This window comes from Polynucleobacter sp. AP-Capit-er-40B-B4, assembly GCF_018882245.1.
Classification (GTDB): Bacteria; Pseudomonadota; Gammaproteobacteria; order Burkholderiales; family Burkholderiaceae; genus Polynucleobacter.
The window spans coordinates 91,465-112,606 of record NZ_JACVOV010000004.1 but is presented as its reverse complement, the minus strand read 5'-3'; the positions used below and the strand labels follow the sequence as shown (position 1 = coordinate 112,606).

18 protein-coding genes are annotated in these 21,142 nt (G+C 46.4%); 16 read left to right on the top strand and 2 right to left on the bottom strand.

The window, feature by feature from the left end; translation table 11 throughout:
- Positions 1-130: 130 nt before the first annotated feature.
- Complete coding sequence (locus ICN19_RS09805; protein WP_216247518.1) at positions 131-778, top strand: C40 family peptidase; 648 nt, start codon at positions 131-133, stop codon at positions 776-778.
- 29 nt (positions 779-807) lie between these two features.
- On the opposite strand, the gene ICN19_RS09800 is transcribed toward ICN19_RS09805, so the two are convergent.
- On the bottom strand, positions 808-1,632 hold the full coding sequence (locus tag ICN19_RS09800; RefSeq protein WP_255537004.1) for a patatin-like phospholipase family protein: 825 nt from the start codon (positions 1,630-1,632) through the stop codon (positions 808-810).
- A gap of 286 nt (positions 1,633-1,918) precedes the next feature.
- Here ICN19_RS09800 and scpB point away from each other — a divergent pair, with 286 nt between their 5' ends.
- The 15 genes from scpB (at position 1,919) to ICN19_RS09725 (ending at position 19,355) form a co-directional block, all read left to right on the top strand.
- Entirely contained in the window at positions 1,919-2,644 is a 726-nt protein-coding gene (gene scpB / locus ICN19_RS09795; protein WP_255537001.1) for an SMC-Scp complex subunit ScpB, read from the top strand.
- A 6-nt stretch (positions 2,645-2,650) separates the two neighbouring features.
- Positions 2,651-4,453 (top strand): pseudouridine synthase, encoded by a 1,803-nt coding sequence (locus tag ICN19_RS09790; protein WP_216247511.1) that lies wholly within the window; start codon positions 2,651-2,653, stop codon positions 4,451-4,453.
- 173 nt (positions 4,454-4,626) lie between these two features.
- Positions 4,627-5,118 (top strand): ribosome maturation factor RimP, encoded by a 492-nt coding sequence (gene rimP / locus ICN19_RS09785; RefSeq protein ID WP_215346625.1) that lies wholly within the window; start codon positions 4,627-4,629, stop codon positions 5,116-5,118.
- Positions 5,115-6,596: a transcription termination factor NusA gene (nusA, locus tag ICN19_RS09780; protein WP_215361312.1), complete on the top strand. Its 1,482-nt coding sequence runs from the start codon at positions 5,115-5,117 to the stop codon at positions 6,594-6,596. Before rimP ends, nusA begins: the two co-directional genes overlap by 4 nt.
- Before the next feature lie 13 nt (positions 6,597-6,609).
- A complete protein-coding gene (gene infB / locus ICN19_RS09775; RefSeq protein ID WP_216247509.1) occupies positions 6,610-9,369 on the top strand; it encodes a translation initiation factor IF-2 in 2,760 nt (919 codons plus the stop codon).
- Positions 9,370-9,374: 5 nt separating this feature from the next.
- Positions 9,375-9,743, top strand: a complete 369-nt coding sequence (gene rbfA, locus ICN19_RS09770) for a 30S ribosome-binding factor RbfA (RefSeq protein WP_068323359.1) — start codon at positions 9,375-9,377, stop codon at positions 9,741-9,743.
- A 3-nt stretch (positions 9,744-9,746) separates the two neighbouring features.
- A complete protein-coding gene (gene truB / locus ICN19_RS09765) occupies positions 9,747-10,658 on the top strand; it encodes a tRNA pseudouridine(55) synthase TruB (RefSeq protein WP_216247507.1) in 912 nt (303 codons plus the stop codon).
- Between the two features lie 47 nt (positions 10,659-10,705).
- Positions 10,706-12,523 carry a translational GTPase TypA gene (gene typA, locus ICN19_RS09760; protein ID WP_068323346.1) on the top strand — a complete coding sequence of 606 codons (1,818 nt, stop codon included), beginning with the start codon at positions 10,706-10,708 and terminating at the stop codon, positions 12,521-12,523.
- A gap of 105 nt (positions 12,524-12,628) precedes the next feature.
- Complete coding sequence (locus ICN19_RS09755) at positions 12,629-14,992, top strand: Tex family protein (RefSeq protein WP_216247505.1); 2,364 nt, start codon at positions 12,629-12,631, stop codon at positions 14,990-14,992.
- Between the two features lie 92 nt (positions 14,993-15,084).
- A complete protein-coding gene (locus ICN19_RS09750) occupies positions 15,085-15,414 on the top strand; it encodes a helix-turn-helix transcriptional regulator (protein WP_216247503.1) in 330 nt (109 codons plus the stop codon).
- Entirely contained in the window at positions 15,411-15,890 is a 480-nt protein-coding gene (locus ICN19_RS09745; protein WP_216247500.1) for an arsenate reductase ArsC, read from the top strand. The genes ICN19_RS09750 and ICN19_RS09745 overlap by 4 nt, the downstream gene beginning before the upstream one ends.
- Positions 15,891-15,898: 8 nt before the next feature.
- On the top strand, positions 15,899-16,951 hold the full coding sequence (gene arsB, locus ICN19_RS09740) for an ACR3 family arsenite efflux transporter (protein ID WP_216247498.1): 1,053 nt from the start codon (positions 15,899-15,901) through the stop codon (positions 16,949-16,951).
- A gap of 97 nt (positions 16,952-17,048) precedes the next feature.
- Positions 17,049-18,035 carry a tripartite tricarboxylate transporter substrate-binding protein gene (locus ICN19_RS09735; RefSeq protein ID WP_216247497.1) on the top strand — a complete coding sequence of 329 codons (987 nt, stop codon included), beginning with the start codon at positions 17,049-17,051 and terminating at the stop codon, positions 18,033-18,035.
- A 160-nt stretch (positions 18,036-18,195) separates the two neighbouring features.
- Entirely contained in the window at positions 18,196-18,510 is a 315-nt protein-coding gene (locus tag ICN19_RS09730) for a hypothetical protein (RefSeq protein WP_216247495.1), read from the top strand.
- Positions 18,510-19,355, top strand: coding sequence for a GGDEF domain-containing protein (locus tag ICN19_RS09725; RefSeq protein WP_216247493.1), 846 nt, complete (start codon positions 18,510-18,512; stop codon positions 19,353-19,355). Before ICN19_RS09730 ends, ICN19_RS09725 begins: the two co-directional genes overlap by 1 nt.
- Here the strand turns inward: ICN19_RS09725 and ICN19_RS09720 are convergent.
- Positions 19,352-21,007, bottom strand: coding sequence for an FMN-binding glutamate synthase family protein (locus ICN19_RS09720; RefSeq protein WP_216247491.1), 1,656 nt, complete (start codon positions 21,005-21,007; stop codon positions 19,352-19,354). The two genes, ICN19_RS09725 and ICN19_RS09720, sit on opposite strands and share 4 nt — an antisense overlap.
- Positions 21,008-21,142: the final 135 nt, after the last annotated feature.

The following is a 21,142-nucleotide window of genomic DNA, read 5'->3' as shown; positions in this document are numbered from 1 at the left end:
GTCAAACTCTTGTTAAATGGGCTAAATTGGTGCATTTGCCCTCATTTAGTGAAAATTAATCTTTATAAACAAGGACTTGGGTCTAAATTGAAGGCTTGGTAAATTAAGGGTTCTTTGTTAAACTGATCTGATGTCATTGAAAAAAACAATGCTTTCTAAACTCCTAGGCTTTGGCCTAGGCGCATTCATTTGCGTATCCGCTTATGCGGTAGACCCTGTGGTCGAGGCAAATGCAGATGCGGCTGTGCCCAAAGAAAGCATGTTCCAAGCAGGACGCTCATACATTGCGCGCGTTTCTGATCGATTGGCTGATACCGTTACAGGTAAATCTGAAGAGTTAATCAACCGCGCCATGGAAGTGATTGGCGTGCGTTATCGCTGGGATACAGAACTGCCACAATCTGGATTAGACGGTAGTAGTTTTGTTGGTTACGTCTTTAAAGACAAGCTTGGATTTTTATTGCCACGTAAATCTACTCAAATGAGTCGTGTTGGCAAACCAATTACTCGTGAAGAATTGCAGCCAGGCGACCTCGTATTTTTCAACACCATGCGTTTAACTTTCTCTCACGTTGGTATTTATGTGGGCGATAACAAATTTATTCATTCGCCTTCCAAAGGTACGAATGTCAGAGTGGATGATCTCGGTAGTCTCTACTGGGATAAGCGTTTTGATGGCGCACGCCGTTTAGATGGCAGTGATAATCTCAATGATTCAGAGCGTCAAGAACTTCTCAACGAAGTAAAAAATCTCAAGCGTAAGTCACGCAATCTTTAAGGCAACAAGGCTGCTAAGCCTTACATCTATTAGCCTTTCAGCTTTTCCTTAATGAGCGCCATTTGTTCTTGTGCTGCAGCTTCCCCCGCAAGAATGGCTGCGTTTCTGGATTTAAAATCCCCGCCACCCATTTGTTTTAATTGCGGTTGAATCACAATGTCAGCACTTTTCAATTCGTACTGATTGATGCTTCGTTGCATGATGGAAATGGTCTGTTGTAAAACACCAAGAGTTCCGCTGGCATCTTGGTGAACTGGCTCAGAAGAAATGTTGACCGCAATCACTAAAGTTGCACCCATTTGCCTTGCATAACTGACAGGTACCGGCGCCACTAAGCCGCCATCTACATATTCTTTGCCGCTAATCACTGCTGGTTGAAAAACACCCGGTACGCTGCAAGAGGCGCGTACTGCTAAACCAGTATTACCCGTTCTAAATAAAACACCTTTGCCTGACTGCAATTCAGTGGCAACAATTCCTAGGGGAATGCGCATTTGCTCAATGGATTTGTTTTGCACCTCTCGGTTCACCATGTTTTGCAGGGCATCCCCTTTAATGAGGCCGCCAAAGCGTCCAGCAAAAGGGAGTCCCCAGTCAGCAATAGTGGCCTCATCTAGGTTGAGGGCCAAACGATTGAGTTCGTTGCCCGTGGCTCCTGAGGCCAATAAGGTGGCAATCACGCTACCAGCGCTGCTGCCAACCACAATGTCGGGTCTGATGCCTTGGGCCTCTAAAGCCTTGATAACACCTACGTGAGCGAAGCCTCGGGCGGCTCCAGCCCCCAAAACCAAGCCAACAACGGGTTTTTTGCTGCTCATCAGGCTACAAGAGCTCAAGCCCACACCCCCAAGCATGGTACCTACGCCAATCCCAAGGCTTAGAAGCTTGCGACGCTCCATATAGACGGGGGCATCAGATACCGGAAAAGGGGGTTTGGTGGATTTCTTATGCATGTGGCTATTGTATTGAGCCTACCTTATAATGGGCGCAAGGTGAACGAAAAGGACTTCGTTTCAGCGCGGACATATTCCAATAAGAACTGATGAGATGGATTGTCCGTAGTCGCTAGAGAACACCAAAACCCATTACTAAATACATTTTTAAAGCCTAGTCAGGATGATTCCTGGTAGCCCGACTTTTATGGACGATCACAATAAGCGCGTAATTGAAACAGCCCTCCTGTGCGCACAGGAGCCACTCACCGTTGCTGATTTGTCTCGCCTGTTTGTTGAAGACATCACTACGGCAGATATCGATGAAGCCTTGGTAGAGCTACAACGTGCTTGGGACGATAAGGGTATGGAGTTGGTGCATATTGCGACGGGATGGCGTTTTCAGAGCCGTCTGTCGATGCGTGAGTATCTCGATCGCCTCACACCTGAGAAGCCACCTAAGTATTCGCGTGCAGTAATGGAGACCTTGGCCATCATCGCTTATCGCCAGCCAGTGACTCGTGGTGAGATTGAAGAGATTCGCGGTGTGGCGGTTAGCAGTAACGTGATGAAGCAGTTAGAAGATCGCGGTTGGGTTGAAGTGATTGGTCATAAAGAAACAGTTGGCCGTCCTGGTTTATACGCAACCACTAAACAATTTTTAGATGACCTCAGTCTGACTAATTTACAAAGCCTTCCTATTTTGGAAGACGCGGCACCAATGGCAGCCGCAGAACAATTAGGCCAAGCAGTGATGGAATTTGATCCATCTGCAACTGTAGAGACAGTCATCATTGATGCAGATGCGCAAGAAGTGAACGAATCTGAAGAGATCACTGAAATCACTGTAGAAGAAACAGTGATTGAAGTAACAGAAGAAATTACCGAAGAAGATACCCCTGAGTCTGAAGACAAACCAGACGAAACAAAATAATTATTAATGACAAGCTCTAACGAAAACGATTCATCCCCGGTAGTAAATCCATCGGCAACCCCATCTAATGCAGACTCTGCACCATCGAACGCTGATGGTCAGAAGAGCGAAAGTGGAGAGCGCACAGAACGTGGTGATCGTCGCCCACGCCGTCAAGGTGCTGGTGGCAGTAAACACCCATTCAATAAGAAGCGTCCTTTTAATAAAGACCGGCCACGCCGCGAAAGTGGTGAAGGAAATGGCCCGCGTGAAGGCGGCAATAATCATGGCAATCAATCTGCCAAATTAGCCCCTAACCCAGCTGAGAGCGAAGCTTTATTTGCCTCAGTAGTATCTGGCGAGTTTGATGCAGCTCTGGACGCCCCGGAAGTTGAAGAAGTTAAAAATCCTGATGGAGTAAATGAGAGTGAAATCTCTCATCAAACTGGAGCAGAGCGTCGCGCACAACGCGCACAACGTTCGCGCGAAGATGAAGATCCGGATGCGCCAACTGAAGATGAAGTGAGTAGCTTGCAATTTGCAAACGTAGATGATTTGCCTTTAAGTTTGCGTGATGAAGTGTGGTCAGACCTTGATGGTCTAGATGACGACGCTGATGACGAAGACACCGTTAAGTTACATAAAGTATTGGCTGACGTTGGCATGGGATCACGTCGCGATATGGAAGACTTGATTATTCAAGGACGTGTTTCTGTAAACGGATTGCCAGCTCATATTGGTCAACGTATTGGGCCAACAGATCAAGTGCGCATTAATGGCAAGCCAGTGCATCGCAAGATTCAGACTAAGCCACCACGCGTGATCATGTATCACAAGCCTGCTGGTGAGATCGTGAGCCAGTCCGATCCAGAAGGTCGTCCAACCGTATTTGATCGTTTGCCAAAACCACGTCAAGGTCGCTGGATTGCAGTGGGCCGCTTGGACTTTAATACTGAAGGTTTATTGCTGTTCACTACTTCAGGTGAATTGGCGAATCGTTTGATGCATCCGCGATACGGTGTTGAGCGTGAATACGCAGTGCGCATCTTGGGCGACTTGAGTCAAGAAAATACAGCGCTATTAAAGAGCGGTATTACGCTTGATGATGGCCAAGCCAAATTCTTACGCCTAGCAATGGGCGGTGGCGAAGGTGCTAACCGTTGGTATCACGTTGCTTTAAATGAAGGCCGTAATCGCGAAGTGCGTCGTATGTTTGAGGCGGTTGGTCATGTGGTATCCCGCCTAATCCGAACTCGTTACGGCATTTTCTTATTGCCCCCACGCTTACGTCGTGGCAAATGGGAAGAGATTGAAGCTGGCGGCATCTATAACTTGATGAAGTCTGCAGGCTTAAAAATGCCGCAGCCACAAGATAAGGGTCGCAACCCTAATCCAAACAGTCGTGATCGTCGCCCTATGGGGGAAGATTTTCAGCCTGATCCAATGCAAACCTCGGTTTCTTATTGGGGCTCCCGTGATGCTTTGACCCTTGCTAGCGGTCATAACGGCTTGACTCATCAGGGCAGAGGCGGAAAACCTAGTGGTAGCGGAGGTTCTGGTGATGGGCGCGGACCTTTCCGTGGTCGTACCCAAGGTGGTAGACCAGGTCAGGGCGGTCAAGGTGGTCGCGGTGGCCAAGGCGGTCAGGGCGGTCAGGGCGGTCAAGGTCAAAATCGCAGTAAAGGCGGCAAAGTCCATCATGGACAGTCTGCTTTTGTGACTGGAAACCCTCAAAGCCCCGGAAATGGGCCCAAAAGAGGTGCACCAAAGGGGCGTAAACCGTTTAATAAAGGACCCAGAAAACCGCGTAATCCGGGCGAAAGCTTCTGATTTGTATCGGTTTTCTGCCAAATAGGCTATAATTTTGGTCTTACAGCAGGATTCTGCTGTTTTTAGTAGTTACCGACTGATGTTGCGATCAACGTAAGTCGGCCTGTTCTGAATTTCGAGAATATGGGCTTTGAAGCCCATTTTTTTTTGCCATTTTGGTATGAAGGGGTGTCGTGAAGGATCAGCAGGTTATTTCTGCAGAGCTGGAAAACTTAGGTTACACGCTAGTTGAGATTGAGCGTGAAGCCGGGGGTTTGCTGCGCGTCACGATTGAAAACCCAGATTACGAGCGCTTGATTACGGTATTGGATTGCGAGAAGGTGAGCCATCAATTGAGCTACACCCTACCGGTTGAAAACATTCCATATGAGCGCTTAGAGATTTCCTCTCCAGGACTGGATCGTCCAGTTAAAACTGCCGCTGATTTTGAGCGCTTTGCTGGAATGCAGGTGGATTTGAAGTTGCGTGTTGCTGTTGGTAATCGCAAGAATTTTCGTGGTGAGTTGCAAGGTTTGCTGAGTGGTGAATTGAATTCACCGGATGCAAAGTTTGGTTTGGTATTTGAGGGTGCTGATGGTCAGCCTTCTCAATTGGAGTTCTCTTTAGCCGAGGTCGATAAGACTCGGTTGGTCCCTGTTATTGATTTCAAAGGAAGAAAGTCATGAGCCGAGAAGTTCTCATGTTGGCAGACGCGTTAGCGCGTGAAAAGAACGTTGATCAAGCTATCGTTTTCGAGGCGTTGGAGATGGCTTTAGCCTCTGCGACCAAGAAGCGTTATGCAACAGAAGATGTGGATATCCGCGTTTCGATTGATCGCGAAACTGGTGAATACGAAACCTTCCGTCGCTGGTTGGTAGTTCCAAACGAAGCCGGTTTGCAAGAGCCTGATAAAGAGATTCTGCAATTTGAAGCTCAAGAGCAACTTGCTGACATGGAAGTTGGCGACTATATCGAAGAGCAAATCGAATCTTTAGCTTTCGGTCGTATCGGCGCACAAGCTGCTAAGCAAGTGATCTTGCAACGCATTCGTGATGCTGAGCGCGAGCAAATTTTGAACGACTATCTTGAGCGTGGCGAAAAAGTCATGACCGGTACCGTGAAGCGTGCAGACAAAAATGGTCTCATCATTGAATCCGGTCGTGTCGAAGCATTGCTGCGTCGCGATCAAATGATTCCAAAAGAGAACTTACGTTCTGGTGACCGTGTACGTGCTTACATCCTTAAAGTGGATCGCGAAGCACGTGGCCCACAAATCGAACTCTCACGTACTTGCCCAGATTTCTTGATTAAGTTGTTTGAGAATGAAGTTCCAGAGATGGAGCAGGGTTTGTTAGAGATCAAAGGTGCTGCCCGTGATCCTGGTATCCGCGCGAAGATTGCCGTAATTACTTATGACAAGCGTATCGATCCAATCGGTACTTGCGTTGGTGTTCGTGGCACACGCGTTACAGCAGTGCGTAACGAAGTAGCTGGCGAAGCAGTAGATATCGTGTTGTGGTCTGAAGACCCAGCGCAGTTTGTGATTGGTGCTTTGGCTCCAGCCCAAGTCTCTTCTATCGTGGTTGACGAAGAGCGTCACGCCATGGATGTTGTAGTTGATGAAGAGAACTTGGCAATCGCGATTGGCCGTAGCGGACAAAACGTTCGTTTGGCGAGCGATTTGACTGGCTGGCAGATCAACATCATGACTCCTGAAGAGTCTGCTGAGAAAACTGAAAAAGAAGCTTCTTCTGTACGCCAATTGTTTATGGACAAATTGGACGTAGACCAAGAAGTGGCTGATATCTTGATTGAAGAAGGCTTCAACACATTAGAAGAAGTGGCTTACGTGCCATTGTCTGAAATGTTAGAAATCGATTCATTCGACGAAGACACTGTGAATGAGTTGCGTACTCGCGCTCGTGATTCCTTGCTGACAATGGAGTTGGCAAAAGAGGAACGTATTGGCGAAGTTTCACAAGACTTGCGTTCCTTAGAAGGAATGACCACAGAGTTGATTGCGAAGCTTGCTGACAATCAAGTACATACCCGTGACGACCTTGCAGAACTAGCTGTTGATGAGCTGGTTGAGGCGACACAAATTGACGAAGAAACTGCGAAAACGCTCATCATGAAAGCGCGCGAACATTGGTTTACTTCATGAGAGGAAGTAGTGCATGGCAACAACAGTAAAAGTACTCGCTAAAGAATTAAAACGTACCGCGCCCGACCTCTTGGAGCAGCTGAAGGCGGCCGGTATCGAAAAAGGTTCTGAGGACGACAGCATTACCGAGAAGGACAAAACTGTCCTGCTCGAGCACTTGCAAAAAGCGCATGGTAGCGCTGATACAGGCGCGCGCAAAAAGATTACTTTAATCAAGCGCGAGAGCTCAGAGATTCGTCAAGCAGACTCTGCTGGACGTACTCGTACTGTGCAAGTGGAAGTACGTAAAAAGCGCGTGCTCGTTAAGGCGGGCGACAAAGCTCCTGAGCCAGCAGTGGAAGAAGCTCCAGCGAAAGCGGCAGCTAAAGCTGCGCCAGCTAAACCAGTTATTTCTGAAGAAGAGTTAGAAAAACGCGCAGCTGAGGCTACTCGCCAAGCTGAGTTGCTAGCTCGTCAAGAAGCAGAAATGAAAGCGGCTGAAGAAGCGCGTCAAAAAGAAGTTGCTGCTCCAGTGGCGAAAGAAGTTGCTCCTGTAGATGAGGCTCCGGATGCTGCAGCAGCTGCTGCAGAGAAAAAAGCGACCGCTGATAAAGCTGCAAAAGATTTAGCAGCAAGCAAAGAAAAAGAATTAGCAGATATTCGTGTACGCCGTGCAGCTGCTGAAGCCGAGGCTTTAGCAATTCGCGACATGATGAGTGCTCCTGCTCGTGTTCTGAAGGCACCAAGTGAAATTGCTGCTGAAGAAGCGAAAAAAGGCACTTTGCATAAGCCTGCAAAAGCTGAAGGTGCTGATGATAAGAAGAAGGCTGTTGCCAAAGTGGGCGGCAAGACTATTAAATCTTCAGAAACATCATCCACATGGCAAGAAGAAGGCGCTAAGAAACCTGGCGGCTTAAAAACTCGTGGTGATTCATCTGGAGGTGTTGGTGGTTGGCGTTCAGGTGGCGGTCGTAAGAAGCAGCGTCAAATCGCTGAAGCAAACGTCGACACCAACTTCCAAGTGCCTACTGAGCCAGTAGTACGCGATGTTCATGTTCCAGAAACGATTACTGTTGCTGAGCTAGCTCATGCAATGGCAGTGAAGAGTGCAGAAGTAATTAAGTTGTTGATGGGTATGGGCCAAATGGTCACCATCAACCAAGTACTTGATCAAGATACTGCAATGATCATTGTTGAAGAGATGGGTCACAAAGCCTTTGCTGCGAAACTAGATGATCCAGATTTGGATCTCGGTACCGACGGTCATGATGCAGAGTTATTGCCACGTCCGCCAGTTGTAACGGTGATGGGTCACGTTGACCACGGTAAAACATCGTTGCTCGATAAGATTCGTGCTGCAAAAGTAGCTACTGGTGAAGCTGGTGGTATTACTCAGCATATTGGTGCGTACCACGTTGAAACTCCACGTGGCATGATTACGTTCTTGGATACTCCGGGTCACGAAGCCTTTACGGCAATGCGTGCTCGCGGTGCTAAGGCAACCGATATCGTAATCTTGGTGGTAGCTGCTGATGACGGCGTGATGCCACAAACTAAAGAAGCGATTCATCATGCAGTAGCTGGTGGCGTACCTTTGGTTGTAGCAATCAATAAGATTGATAAGCCAGAAGCAAATTCTGAGCGCGTTAAAACAGAGTTGGTTGCAGAGCAGGTTGTTCCTGAAGAGTACGGTGGCGATGTGCCATTTATTCCAGTATCTGCAAAAACCGGTGAAGGTATTGATGCTTTGTTAGAGAACGTTCTCTTGCAAGCTGAAATTCTGGAACTCAAGGCTCCAAAAGATGCACCAGCTCAAGGTCTAGTAATCGAAGCTCGCTTGGATAAAGGTAAGGGTCCGGTTGCAACTGTATTGGTTCAGTCTGGCACTCTCAAACGTGGCGATATGTTGTTGGCTGGCTCTACATTTGGACGCGTTCGCGCCATGATGGATGAGAACGGCAAGCCGTGTAATGAAGCTGGTCCTTCTATTCCTGTAGAAATTCAAGGTTTGTCTGAAGTGCCTGCAGCGGGTGAGGCAGTGCAAGTGGTTCCTGATGAGCGCAAAGCTCGTGAGATTGCATTGTTCCGTCAAGGCAAGTTCCGTGATGTGAAGTTGGCCAAACAACAGGCATTCAAGCTTGAAACCATGATGGAAAACATGGAAGAAGGCGCAATTGAGGCTAAATTGTTACCGCTCATCATCAAGGCAGACGTTCAAGGCTCACAAGAAGCTTTGGCTCAATCACTGATGAAGCTTTCCACTCCAGAAGTGAAAGTGCAAATCGTTCACGCTGCTGTAGGTGGCATTACTGAAACTGACGTGAACTTAGCAGTTGCTTCTAAAGCAGTGGTTATTGGCTTTAACTCACGTGCAGATGCAGCAGCGCGTAAGTTGGCCGAAAACAATGGTGTAGATATTCGTTATCACAACATCATTTACGACGCAGTTGATGAAGTGAAATTGGCTCTGAGTGGCATGCTGACTCCAGATAAGAAAGAAGAAATCACCGGTCTCGTTGAGATTCGTCAAGTCTTCTTGGTATCTAAAGTTGGCGCGATTGCGGGCTGCTTGGTAGTTGACGGTATCGTTAAACGTACTTCAAGTGTTCGCCTCTTGCGTGACAACGTGGTTGTTTGGACTGGTGAGTTGGACTCTCTCAAGCGCTTCAAAGATGACGCTAAAGAAGTTCGTGCCGGTGTTGAGTGTGGCTTGTCATTAAAAGGCTACAACGACATTAAGGAAGGCGACCAACTTGAGGTATTCGAAGTCACTGAAGTTGCTCGTTCGCTCTAAGCAATATGCATAAGACTAGTCCGCATCGTAACCAGCGTCTTGCTGATCAAATTCAGCGAGACCTGGCCGAGCTCATTCCCCGTGAATTGCGCAGCCCAAGTTTGGGTTTGATTACTTTGCAAAGTATTGAACTCACTCCTGACTTAGCGCATGCAAAAGTGTTCTTTACCGTTTTGGGTGCAGAGCCTGAGCATGCTTTAAAAGCACTTCAGGAAAAAGCGGGCTACTTACATTCATTGCTGTTTAAACGTTTGCACATTCATACAGTGCCTACATTACATTTTCACTATGACAGCTCAGTTGAGCATGGCATAGAAATGTCTCGTTTGATCGATCAGGCAGTCGAGAGCGATCAAAAAGACGAGACTAAGTAATTCATGGCTATCAGAATCGACGGCGTAGTGCTGCTAGATAAACCGGCTGGAATGAGTTCACAGGGTGCAGTGACTGCAGTTAAGCGTGCTTTTAACGCGGATAAAGCAGGCCACACCGGTACTTTAGACCCGATGGCTACTGGCCTGTTGCCTATCTGCTTGGGTGAGGCCACTAAGTATTCGCAAGACTTGCTCGAAGCAGACAAAACGTATATTGCTCAAGTGAAATTTGGTTCGCGTACCGATACTGGCGATGCTGAAGGTCAGATGATCGAAGAGTTACCTTTGCCAGTATTTGCAAACGAAGTAGAAATGAAGTCCGCCTTAGACGCGCTACTGCCTAAATTTACAGGTGCTATTTCTCAAGTGCCACCAATGTATTCAGCACTGAAGCGCGATGGCAAACCTTTGTATGAATATGCCCGTGCTGGTGTTGAGTTAGAGCGTGCGCCACGTGACATCGTGATTCACTCCATTCGCTGGACTAACGTCAACTGGCCAGAAGCTACATTAGAGGTGAGCTGTAGCAAAGGTACGTATATTCGTGTCCTGGCTGAGGATATTGGTAATGCTCTAGGTTGTGGTGCGCATTTGGTAGGCTTGCGCCGTACTGAAGTAGGGCACCTAACTCTCGAACAGTCATTTACGATTGAATCAATCCAAAGCGGTCTGCAAAATACTGCTGACTATATATTGCCAGTAGACGCTCTCTTGCAAACCTTGCCACACCTCACGGTGGATGAGCAACAAGCTAAGCGTCTGGAGATGGGGCAACGTGTTCCGCTCAATTTACCTTCTATCGAGGCATTGGTTCGCATCTATCGCGCAACTGCTGCTCCCCATAACTTTATTGGTACCGCCGATTGGCGCTCTGGAGTTTTACATCCAAAACGTTTAATTTCGCAGGCACATTAAACATTATTTATAACCCTTTTACTTATCTTTAACTTTAGAAGCTTCACATGACTAAACGCGCACTTCGTAACATCGCCATCATCGCCCACGTTGACCACGGTAAAACTACTCTGGTTGACCAACTCTTGCGCCAATCTGGCACATTCCGCTCCAATGAAAAAATGACCGAACGCGTCATGGACTCAAACGACTTGGAAAAAGAGCGTGGTATTACTATTTTGTCCAAGAACTGTGCGGTTGAGTATGACGGCACACATATCAACATCGTTGATACCCCAGGGCACGCGGACTTCGGTGGTGAAGTGGAACGCGTACTCTCCATGGTTGATGGTGTATTGCTTTTAGTGGATGCGGTTGAGGGCCCAATGCCACAAACCCGTTTCGTAACTAAGAAAGCCTTGGCTTTAGGTTTGAAACCAATCGTTGTTATTAATAAAGTTGACCGCCCAGGCGCTCGTACTGATTACGTTATCAATGCAACCTTTGAGTTGTTTGATAAATTAGGCGCAACTGAAGAGCAGTTGGACTTCCCGGTTGTTTACGCTTCCGGTTTGAATGGCTACGCTGGTTTGACCGATGATGTACGTGAAGGTGATATGCGTCCATTATTTGACACAGTGTTAAAGCATGTTCCGGTTCGCGATGACAATCCAGAAGGTCCTTTGCAGTTGCAGATTACCTCGATTGAGTACAGCACATACGTAGGTAAGATTGGTGTTGGCCGTGTTAACCGCGGAACAGTAAAGCCTTTGATGGATGTTGTGTTTATGGACGGTCCTGATGGCGTTCAACGCAAAGGCCGCATTAATCAAGTGCTGAAATTCCGTGGCTTAGAGCGCGAAATCGTTGACGAAGCGCAAGCTGGCGACATCGTATTAGTAAACGGTATTGAAGATTTAGCTATCGGAACAACAATCTGCGCGCCAGACGTTCCAGAAGCATTGCCAATGCTCAAGATTGACGAACCAACATTGACCATGAACTTCATGGTGAACACTAGCCCATTGGCTGGTCGTGAAGGTAAGTTCGTTACTAGCCGCCAGATTCGTGAACGTTTAGATCGCGAGCTGAAGTCAAACATGGCTTTACGCGTTAAAGAAACTGATGATGACACCGTATTTGAAGTGTCTGGTCGTGGCGAATTGCATCTCACTATTTTGGTAGAAACAATGCGTCGTGAAGGTTACGAATTAGCGGTTTCTCGTCCACGCGTTGTGTTCCACGAGGAAGATGGCGTGAAGATGGAGCCATACGAGAACTTAACCGTTGACGTTGAAGATACAACTCAAGGCGCCGTGATGGAAGACTTGGGCAAGCGTAAAGGTGAATTGCTCGACATGGTGAGCGACGGTAAAGGTCGTACACGTCTCGAGTACCGCATTCCTGCACGTGGCTTGATCGGCTTCCAAGGCGATTTCATGACCATGACCCGTGGTAATGGATTGATGAGCCATACATTTGATTCATATGCACCAGCTAAAGACGGTATCTTGGGTGAGCGCCACAACGGCGTATTGATTAGCCAAGATGATGGTGAAGCAGTTGCTTACGCCTTGTGGAAGTTACAAGACCGCGGTCGTATGTTTGTAAGTCCTGGCGATCCTTTATACGAAGGTATGGTCATTGGTATTCATAGTCGTGATAACGACTTGGTTGTGAACCCTATTAAGGGCAAGCAATTAACCAACGTTCGTGCCTCTGGTACTGACGAAGCGGTTCGCTTGGTAACTCCAATCGCTATGAACCTGGAATACGCTGTTGAATTTATTGATGATGATGAGTTGGTTGAAGTAACGCCGAAGAGTATTCGTATTCGTAAGCGCTACCTCAAGGAGCATGAGCGTAAAAAAGCCTCACGCGAATAAGCTAGCTTAGCTGCACAACAAAAGTCACCTACGGGTGGCTTTTGTTCTTCAATCAATACCAATATTCCAAAAATAGAAACGCAACATAGTAAGAAAACTAAATAAATGCTGCCATCCATTGAACAACGTCTTGCCCAAGAACTTTCCGCTAAACCCGCCCAAGTAGCGGCTGCCATCGCTTTGATGGATGAGGGTGCAACTGTGCCTTTTATCGCCCGGTATCGCAAAGAAGCAACCGGTGGTTTGGATGACACGCAATTGCGTTTATTGGAAGAGCGTCTTGGCTATCTTCGTGAATTAGAAGACCGTCGCAAAACAATCGTTGCCTCAATTGAAGAGCAGGGCAAGATGACGCCAGAATTACTCAAAGCCATCATGCTGGCAGAGGATAAGACTCGCTTAGAGGACCTTTATCTTCCCTACAAGCCCAAGCGCAGAACGAAGGCGCAGATTGCTTTGGAAGCTGGCCTAGAGCCGCTGGCAAATGATTTACTCGCTAACCCTAATTTGGATCCCGAAACAGAAGCCGCTAAATATATTAAAGAAGCATTTGACGTGGATGGTACAAATAACCCTGGAGTACCTGATACCAAAGCCGCTCTCGTAGGCGCCCGTCAAATTCTGATGGAGCGTTTTGCTGAGGATGCAGGCTTAGTTCAGTCCTTAAGGGAATATTTGCAAGACCACGGCGTAGTAGAGTCTAAAGTGATTGCCGGTAAAGAGCAGGAGGGCGAAAAGTTTGCAGACTACTTTGATTACTCCGAGCCCATTAAAGCCATTCCATCGCATCGGGCATTAGCTTTATTTAGGGGGCGCCGTGAGCAAATGTTGATGGTGAGCTTGCGTTTAGATTCTGAAGAAGAAAAGCCCAAATGGGATTCACCTCACAATCCTTGTGAGAATCGTATTGCTAATCATTTCAAGATTAAAAATGATGGCCGCCCAGCTGATGCATGGTTAGCAGATACCGTGCGCTGGACTTGGCGTATTAAGTGCTCCTTACATCTGGAGTCAGAACTCATGACTGCCTTGCGTGAACGCTCAGAAACCGAGGCAATCAATGTATTTGCCCGTAACCTCAAAGACCTGCTCTTGGCCGCTCCAGCTGGCCCTAGAGTAACGATTGGTCTTGATCCCGGAATGCGAACTGGTGTGAAGGTTGCAGTCGTTGATGCCACCGGCAAAGTGGTTGATACCGATGTGATTTATCCTCACCAGCCAAAGAATGATTGGGCGGGTTCATTGCATACCCTGGCTAAGTTAGCTGAGAAACACAATGCAACGCTCATCTCTATTGGTAATGGCACGGCATCGCGCGAGACCGATAAATTAGCTCAAGAGCTCATTAAGGCAAAGCCTGAGTTAAAGCTGACTAAGATTGTTGTCTCTGAGGCAGGTGCTTCTGTTTACTCTGCATCTGAGTACGCTTCAAAAGAATTGCCAGGCATGGATGTTTCATTGCGTGGCGCAGTATCTATCGCCAGGCGCTTACAAGATCCACTTGCAGAGTTGGTCAAGATCGATCCTAAATCGATTGGTGTGGGTCAGTATCAGCATGATGTGATGCAAACTCAATTGGCCAAATCATTGGTCGCGGTTGTGGAGGACTGTGTAAACGCGGTTGGTGTTGATGTAAATACAGCCTCTGCGCCATTGCTGGCAAGGGTTTCTGGGCTAAGCTCAACTGTGGCTGAGGGCATTGTGGCTTATCGCGATAGCAAGGGTGCATTTAAGTCCAGAGCGGATCTCAAGAGTGTCCCACGACTTGGAGAGAAAACCTATGAGCAGGCTGCGGGTTTCTTGCGCATTATGAATGGCGATGATCCATTAGATGCCTCTGCAGTCCATCCAGAATCCTATCCACTGGTTGAAAAGATTCTGAAAGATATTAAGAAGGGTGTAAAAGAGGTGATTGGTGATGCAAGCTTATTGAAATCACTCTCACCAGAAAAGTATGCCGACGGTCAGTTTGGTGTCCCAACAGTGACTGACATTATTAAAGAATTGGAAAAGCCTGGTCGCGATCCGCGTCCTGAATTTACTACCGCAACTTTTAAAGACGGCGTTGAAAAAATCAGCGATCTAAAAACAGACATGATTTTGGAGGGGGTTGTTACTAACGTAGCGGCCTTTGGCGCCTTTGTCGATATTGGCGTGCATCAAGATGGATTGGTGCATATTTCAGGGCTCTCTAATACCTTTGTAAAAGATCCGCATAGTGTTGTTAAAGCAGGGCAGGTCGTTAAGGTTAAAGTGCTTGAGGTGGATGAAAAGCGCAAGCGTATCGCCTTAACAATGCGTTTGAGCGATGAAGCGCCAAGAGAAGGATCTAAGGCAGGCGGAAAGTCAGAACTAAGGGCCCCAAACCGTCCCAGAGCGGCTGAACCTAGAAAGCCCCAAGAAGATAGAAGACAAGCGCCACCCATGAATAATGCGATGGCAGCGGCGTTTGGCAAGCTCAAAAAGTAAAGAGCGAACCAAACTCAATCTAAGCATCAGAGTATTTACAGGCCCTAGCGGCCTGTAATATTGCTGTCATATATTTCTATATAATTGGAAATATGAAAAATACAGATGCTGTTCAAGCTTTTCTGGCCCTTGGCCAAGAGTCTAGGCTTAACGTCTTTCGCTTGATTGTGCAACGTGGGGATGTTGGCCTAACGCCAAGCCAAATTATTGAGAAATTAGGCATTCCGAACGCTACTTTGAGTTTTCATCTCAAGGAGCTGGTGCATGCGGACCTCTTAATAGTTGAGAGGCAGAGTAGGAATTTAATTTATCGCCCCAATGCCAAACTTGTACAAAATCTCAGTGAATTTTTATTAGAAAACTGCTGTGGTGGGCAAGACTGCAGCTCTGTCAAAGTAATAAAAAGGTCTAAATCTGCATGAAGCAATACAACATTCTTTTTCTTTGCACCCATAATTCAGCACGCTCAATTTTGGGGGAAGCCCTAGCCTCGACTCACCCCAGTGGAAAGCTAAGGGGCTTCTCAGCTGGATCTACACCTGGAACCAGTGTTAATCCGATTGCGGCAGATATCGCTGTAGAACTTGGTATGGACCGCACCTTACTCAAATCCAAAAGCTGGGATGTTTTTGGCGAGCCTAATGCCCCAGAGATGGACTTCATCATTACTGTTTGCGACAACGCTGCGGGTGAGGTCTGCCCATTCTGGCCAGGTAATCCTGTAACGGCGCACTGGGGCTTTCCAGATCCATCGCGAGTTCAGGGCACTGATATAGAAAAGAGAGCTGCTTTTAATGAAGTCATGAACGGCCTCAAAAAGCGCATCGATATCTTGGCTGCAATGCCATTAGACAAATTAGACTCTTTGAGTCTGAAGAACATTCACGCACAGAGATAAATAGCGCTATGACTTCACTAACTAAAAAACTATCTTTTCTAGATCGCTACTTAACGGTTTGGATCTTTGCTGCTATGGCATTGGGTATTGGGTTGGGATATTTCTTCCCTGGGGTAGAGGGCTTTATCAATTCATTTCAGGTGGGTAGCACTAATTACCCTATCGCCATTGGTTTGATTTTGATGATGTATCCACCTTTTGCAAAGGTGCGCTACGAAGATTTGCCGGATGTCTTTAGAGATAAAAGGATTTTTGCAATTGCTTTCTTGATGAACTGGATCGTAGCTCCAGCATTTATGTTCATTCTGGCGATTACATTTGTACCCGATCAACCAGAGTACATGGCTGGTCTAATTTTGATTGGTATCGCACCGTGTATCGCCATGGTCATTGTTTGGAATGATATTGCCAAAGGTTCAACTGAGTATGCGGCTGGATTAGTTGCATTCAACGCCATTTTTCAGGTTTTGTTCTTTAGCCTGTATGCCTATTTCTTTTTAACAGTGTTACCGCCATTCTTCGGATTGGCTGGCTCTAATGTCAGTATTACTATTTCAGAAATAGCCAAAACGGTCTTTATCTACCTAGGTATTCCCTGTATTGCTGGCTTGCTCACTAGGTATGTGGCGCTCAAGTTCGTTTCTAAAGAGTGGTATCACGAACACTTTGTTCCAAAGATTGGCAAGATCACCTTAATTGCTTTGTTATTCACAATCGTTGTGATGTTTAGCTTGAAGGGCAAGTTGATTCTGCAGTTGCCTGGCGACGTTTTAACCATTGCCATTCCATTGCTCGTTTATTTTGGTGTGATGTTTGTGATTACCTTTTTTATAACGACTAAGATGGGAATGGATTACAAACGCTGCTGCACCTTATCCTTTACCGCTTCGAGCAATAACTTTGAACTTGCCATTGCAGTTGCCATAGCTGTATTTGGCATTAATTCTGGGGCGGCATTTGCTGCAGTGATTGGTCCTCTGGTTGAAGTGCCCATCATGATTGGCTTGGTTGCGGTTGCCTTATGGATAAAAGACCGATATTTCAATGCTTTACGTGATTAGACAGAATTTTTACTGAGAATTTCCCCCGTTGAAGTAGCAAATTCTCTAAACTACTACTTTGTATGTTTAATCACGAAAGGCTAGGGTTACTGTGAAAATGTCCCAATCAATTTTCCGCATTGCAGCAATTTCGCTGTGTGCATTAGGGGTCAGCATTTCTGCTGCCAAAGCAGCTGACTTCCCTGGCGATCGCCCAATTACATTAGTTGTTCCATTCTCGGCTGGTGGACCAACCGATAAAGTTGCTCGTGAACTTGCCCTAGCTATGGGTAAGCAGCTCAAAGGCCAAGTGATTGTAGATAACAGCCCTGGTGCAGGTGGCACGATTGCTGCTAAGCGAGTGATTAACTCCAAGAATGATGGCTACACATTGTTGATTCATCACATTGGCATGTCTACAGCCCCAGCTTTGTACAAAAACTTGGGCTTTGATCCAATGAATGATTATGAGTATGTCGGTCAAGTTGCTGACGTACCGATGATCTTGGTTGGTAACAAAGACCTGCCACCGAAGAACTATCAAGAACTTTTGCCGTACATGAAAGCTAACGTTGGCAAGATTGCTTATGCCAATGCTGGTGTGGGTTCTGCTAGTCACTTGTGTGGCCTGCTTTTCATGAGCCGCATTCAGTTGGATTTAACAACCGTTCCTTACAAAGGTACTGCACCTGCATTGACAGACTTAATCGGTGGTCAAGTACAGTTGATGTGTGATCAGACAACCAACCTCTCAGGTCAGTTGGCTACTAATGCTGTGAAGCCTTACGGCACAACAACTATGCAACGCATCAAAGCGTTTGACAAGATTCCTACTCTGAATGAGCAGGGCTTGAAAAACTTTGAGGTTAAAGTTTGGCATGGTGTATATGCTCCAAAAGGCACACCTAAGGCAGAAATGGATAAATTAGCTAAAGCCTTACAAGGCGCTATTCAAGATCCACTCTACAAGCAGCATATGGCTGAGTTGGGTGTAGAGATTCCTTCACAAGCAAATGCCACTCCAGAGGCATTCAAAAAGCACCTGAAGGCACAGATTGATTTGTGGACGCCAATCATCAAGAATGCCGGCATCTACGCAGACTAAATATTTGGAAGTAAAACGGCTTCAGTAAAAACCGCCTTAGGGCGGTTTTTTATTCCTTTAAATACGCTGGTTTAACGCAGTTCTCTAAAAAGGCTCAATTCTGCACCAAAAATAGGCATAGTTATTAGTACAATATTAGCCTTATAGCTAATATCCTATTATGTTATCCAAATCTCGCTACCAGTGGCTATTAAATAGACTTCGTCAGCAGCCTGCCGGCCTAGAAGAATGCAATCCCGACCTCGTAGTGGAGTACTCGAAAGCTACGAGTGCGAAAGTGCTCTATCGATTAAATGATTATCCGCGTTGCCCGCAATTGGTAAGAGACTTTGATAAGCTGGTTAAGCATGGGCTCATGCATCGTAAGCGATCTTATTTATACGATCTCAATGGATTTATGTTGGCTCCACGAAGCACATATGTTTATCGATTAACTCCGGTTGCAAAAAATACCATTACCTGGGTAGATCGCTAATGAACATAATAATTAGGGGTGCTGACAGTCCATTTGGCATTAAGCCAAAATTCGCAGTAGTTTTTGGCTTCTGTCTTTTGGGGTTAATTCTGCTTATTGATGTGGTATCACCATTTAATTATCGGTTTGTTTTACTTTATTTATTCCCCGCGGCAATCATTGCATTAAATGCAAAGTCATTAAAGGTGGTTGTTCTTGCTCTCATTGTCTCAACCCTGTTTGAAAATTATTTTTTATTTAGAGAGGGTAACTTTGAATTTGGTTTTACACCAGTTGATACATTAAATTTTTCAATTCGTTTTCTGGCGACTCTATTAATCATATGGCTTGCAAGGTCGCTGCGTAGGAGCCAATTGCGAGTGAATCAGATGGCAAATACCGATTCATTGACTGGTCTATGGAATAGAAGACGGGCCCGAATGGTTATTGAACAAGCGATTGCAAGGCTAGAGGGACGGGGCGAGATTTTTTCAGTAGCGCTCATTGATGTAAATAATTTTAAGAAAATAAATGATTTGCGCGGGCACTTAGTAGGGGATCAGGTATTAACAAAGATTGCGCATGAGTTACTTAAATTTGCTTCAGATAGCGCGACGTTTTATAGATTGGGTGGCGATGAATTTCTAGTGATAGCCTTAAATCTAAGTGAAGAGCAAATGAAGAAATTATCTGAGGAGATAGTCAGCAAGGTGAATCAGGCGATGCAAGAGTTTGGATATTCGGTTTCATTAAGTATTGGTTCGGCAACATATAACCAACCCCCAAAATCAGTCTCGGATATTCTGCACCAAGTAGATTTGGCAATGTATCGCCATAAAGCTCAACCTAAATCCGTTGAGCTCTAAGCCTTTTTGGCATTAAAGCTACTGGCCTGTGATTTATTCCAATAGAGGTTGTAGACTCTGGGCAAATTTAGTGATTCGCTGATTGGCTCATTCTTGAGCAATTGTCCGGCGGGCATCTCAGGAAGTAGCACGGAAAGAAGGCGCACTTCATTCTTGTTAATGCGGCGCACGATATGAGGTGCATCAATTTCACCTGGATGATTTAAGCCTGCAGCTTCAACTAATTCCTTTAAGGCTTTGAGCGTCTCATTATGAAAGTTGTAAACGCGCTCAGCTTTATTTGGAACAACGAGCGCCTTTTGACGGCCAGGATCTTGCGTAGTTACGCCGGTAGGGCAAAAGCCGGTATCACATACTTGTGCTTGAATACAGCCTACCGAGAACATGAAGCCTCGGGCGCTATTACACCAATCTGCACCCAAGGCAAAGGCAACCGCCATATCAAACGAGCTAATGATTTTTCCAGAGCAACCAATCTTAATTTGCTCTCGTAAGTTCACGCCAACCAGGGTGTTGTGCACAAGACGTAATCCCTCTTGAAGAGGAGTGCCTACATGATTAGTGAATTCGACTGGAGAGGCGCCAGTGCCGCCTTCGGAGCCATCCACCACTATAAAGTCTGGCGTGATATTGGTCTCCAGCATTGCCTTCACAATGCCGAACCACTCCCAGGGGTGCCCAATACAGAGTTTGAAGCCTACTGGTTTTCCGCCAGATAGGTCACGCAGTTTTTTCACAAAATGCATGAGCTCTAATGGGGAGGAGAATGCGCTGTGTGAGTTTGGAGAAATACAGGCTTCGCCTACTTTGACGCCACGCGCCTCAGCGATTTCTGGGGTGACCTTCGATCCCGGCAGAATTCCGCCATGACCGGGCTTGGCGCCTTGACTGAGCTTGATCTCAACCATCTTGACCTGGGGATCAATTGCATTCTCGGTATATTTCTCGGCATTAAAGCTGCCATCGGGATTGCGGCAACCAAAATAACCAGAGCCAATTTCCCAAATGAGGTCGCCACCATGAACGCGGTGATAGATGGAGATCGATCCTTCCCCGGTGTCATGAGCAAAGCGACCTTTATAAGCGCCAAGATTTAGTGCCATCACGGCATTTGCGCTTAAGGAGCCAAAGCTCATGGCAGAGATATTAAAAATACTGGCAGAGTAGGGCTGCTTGCAGTCTTTGCCACCAATCGTTACCCGAAAGTCATGACTTGCTAGCTTGGTCGGCATAAGGGATTGATTGATCCATTGGTAGCCGGGCGCCATCACATCTAGCGTAGTACCAAACGGAATAGAGTCTGAGACTGCCTTTGCTCGTGAATAGACTAAAGTTCTTTGCTCCCTAGAGAAGGGGGCTTCATCGTTATCACCCTCAATAAAGTATTGGCGAATCTCCGGGCGGATATATTCGAGCAGGAAGCGCAAATGACCAATTACTGGATAGTTGCGCAAGATTGACATTCTGATTTGCAAAAGATCATAAATGCCAACTAAAGTTAAGGCGCCAAAGAGGAAAAAATAACGCCACGCTCGACTATCCCATGGGCTCTCATTAAGTTCTAAGCTTGCAAAGCTAAATAATGTCCCAAAAATGCAAAGCGTAAATGGGAGATATCGGAGAGGAATTAGTTTGTTGAGTGGATTGGCCATGGCGCGCTCATATTGACATCGCTTGAGTATAAGGATTTATCCAAAATTGACTATTTAGCCGTCATTTCCCCAAGAGTGTGTGGGAATTTGACTTAAATCAACTCTAAAGCTGTTTCATAGGGCAATAAGGAGTAT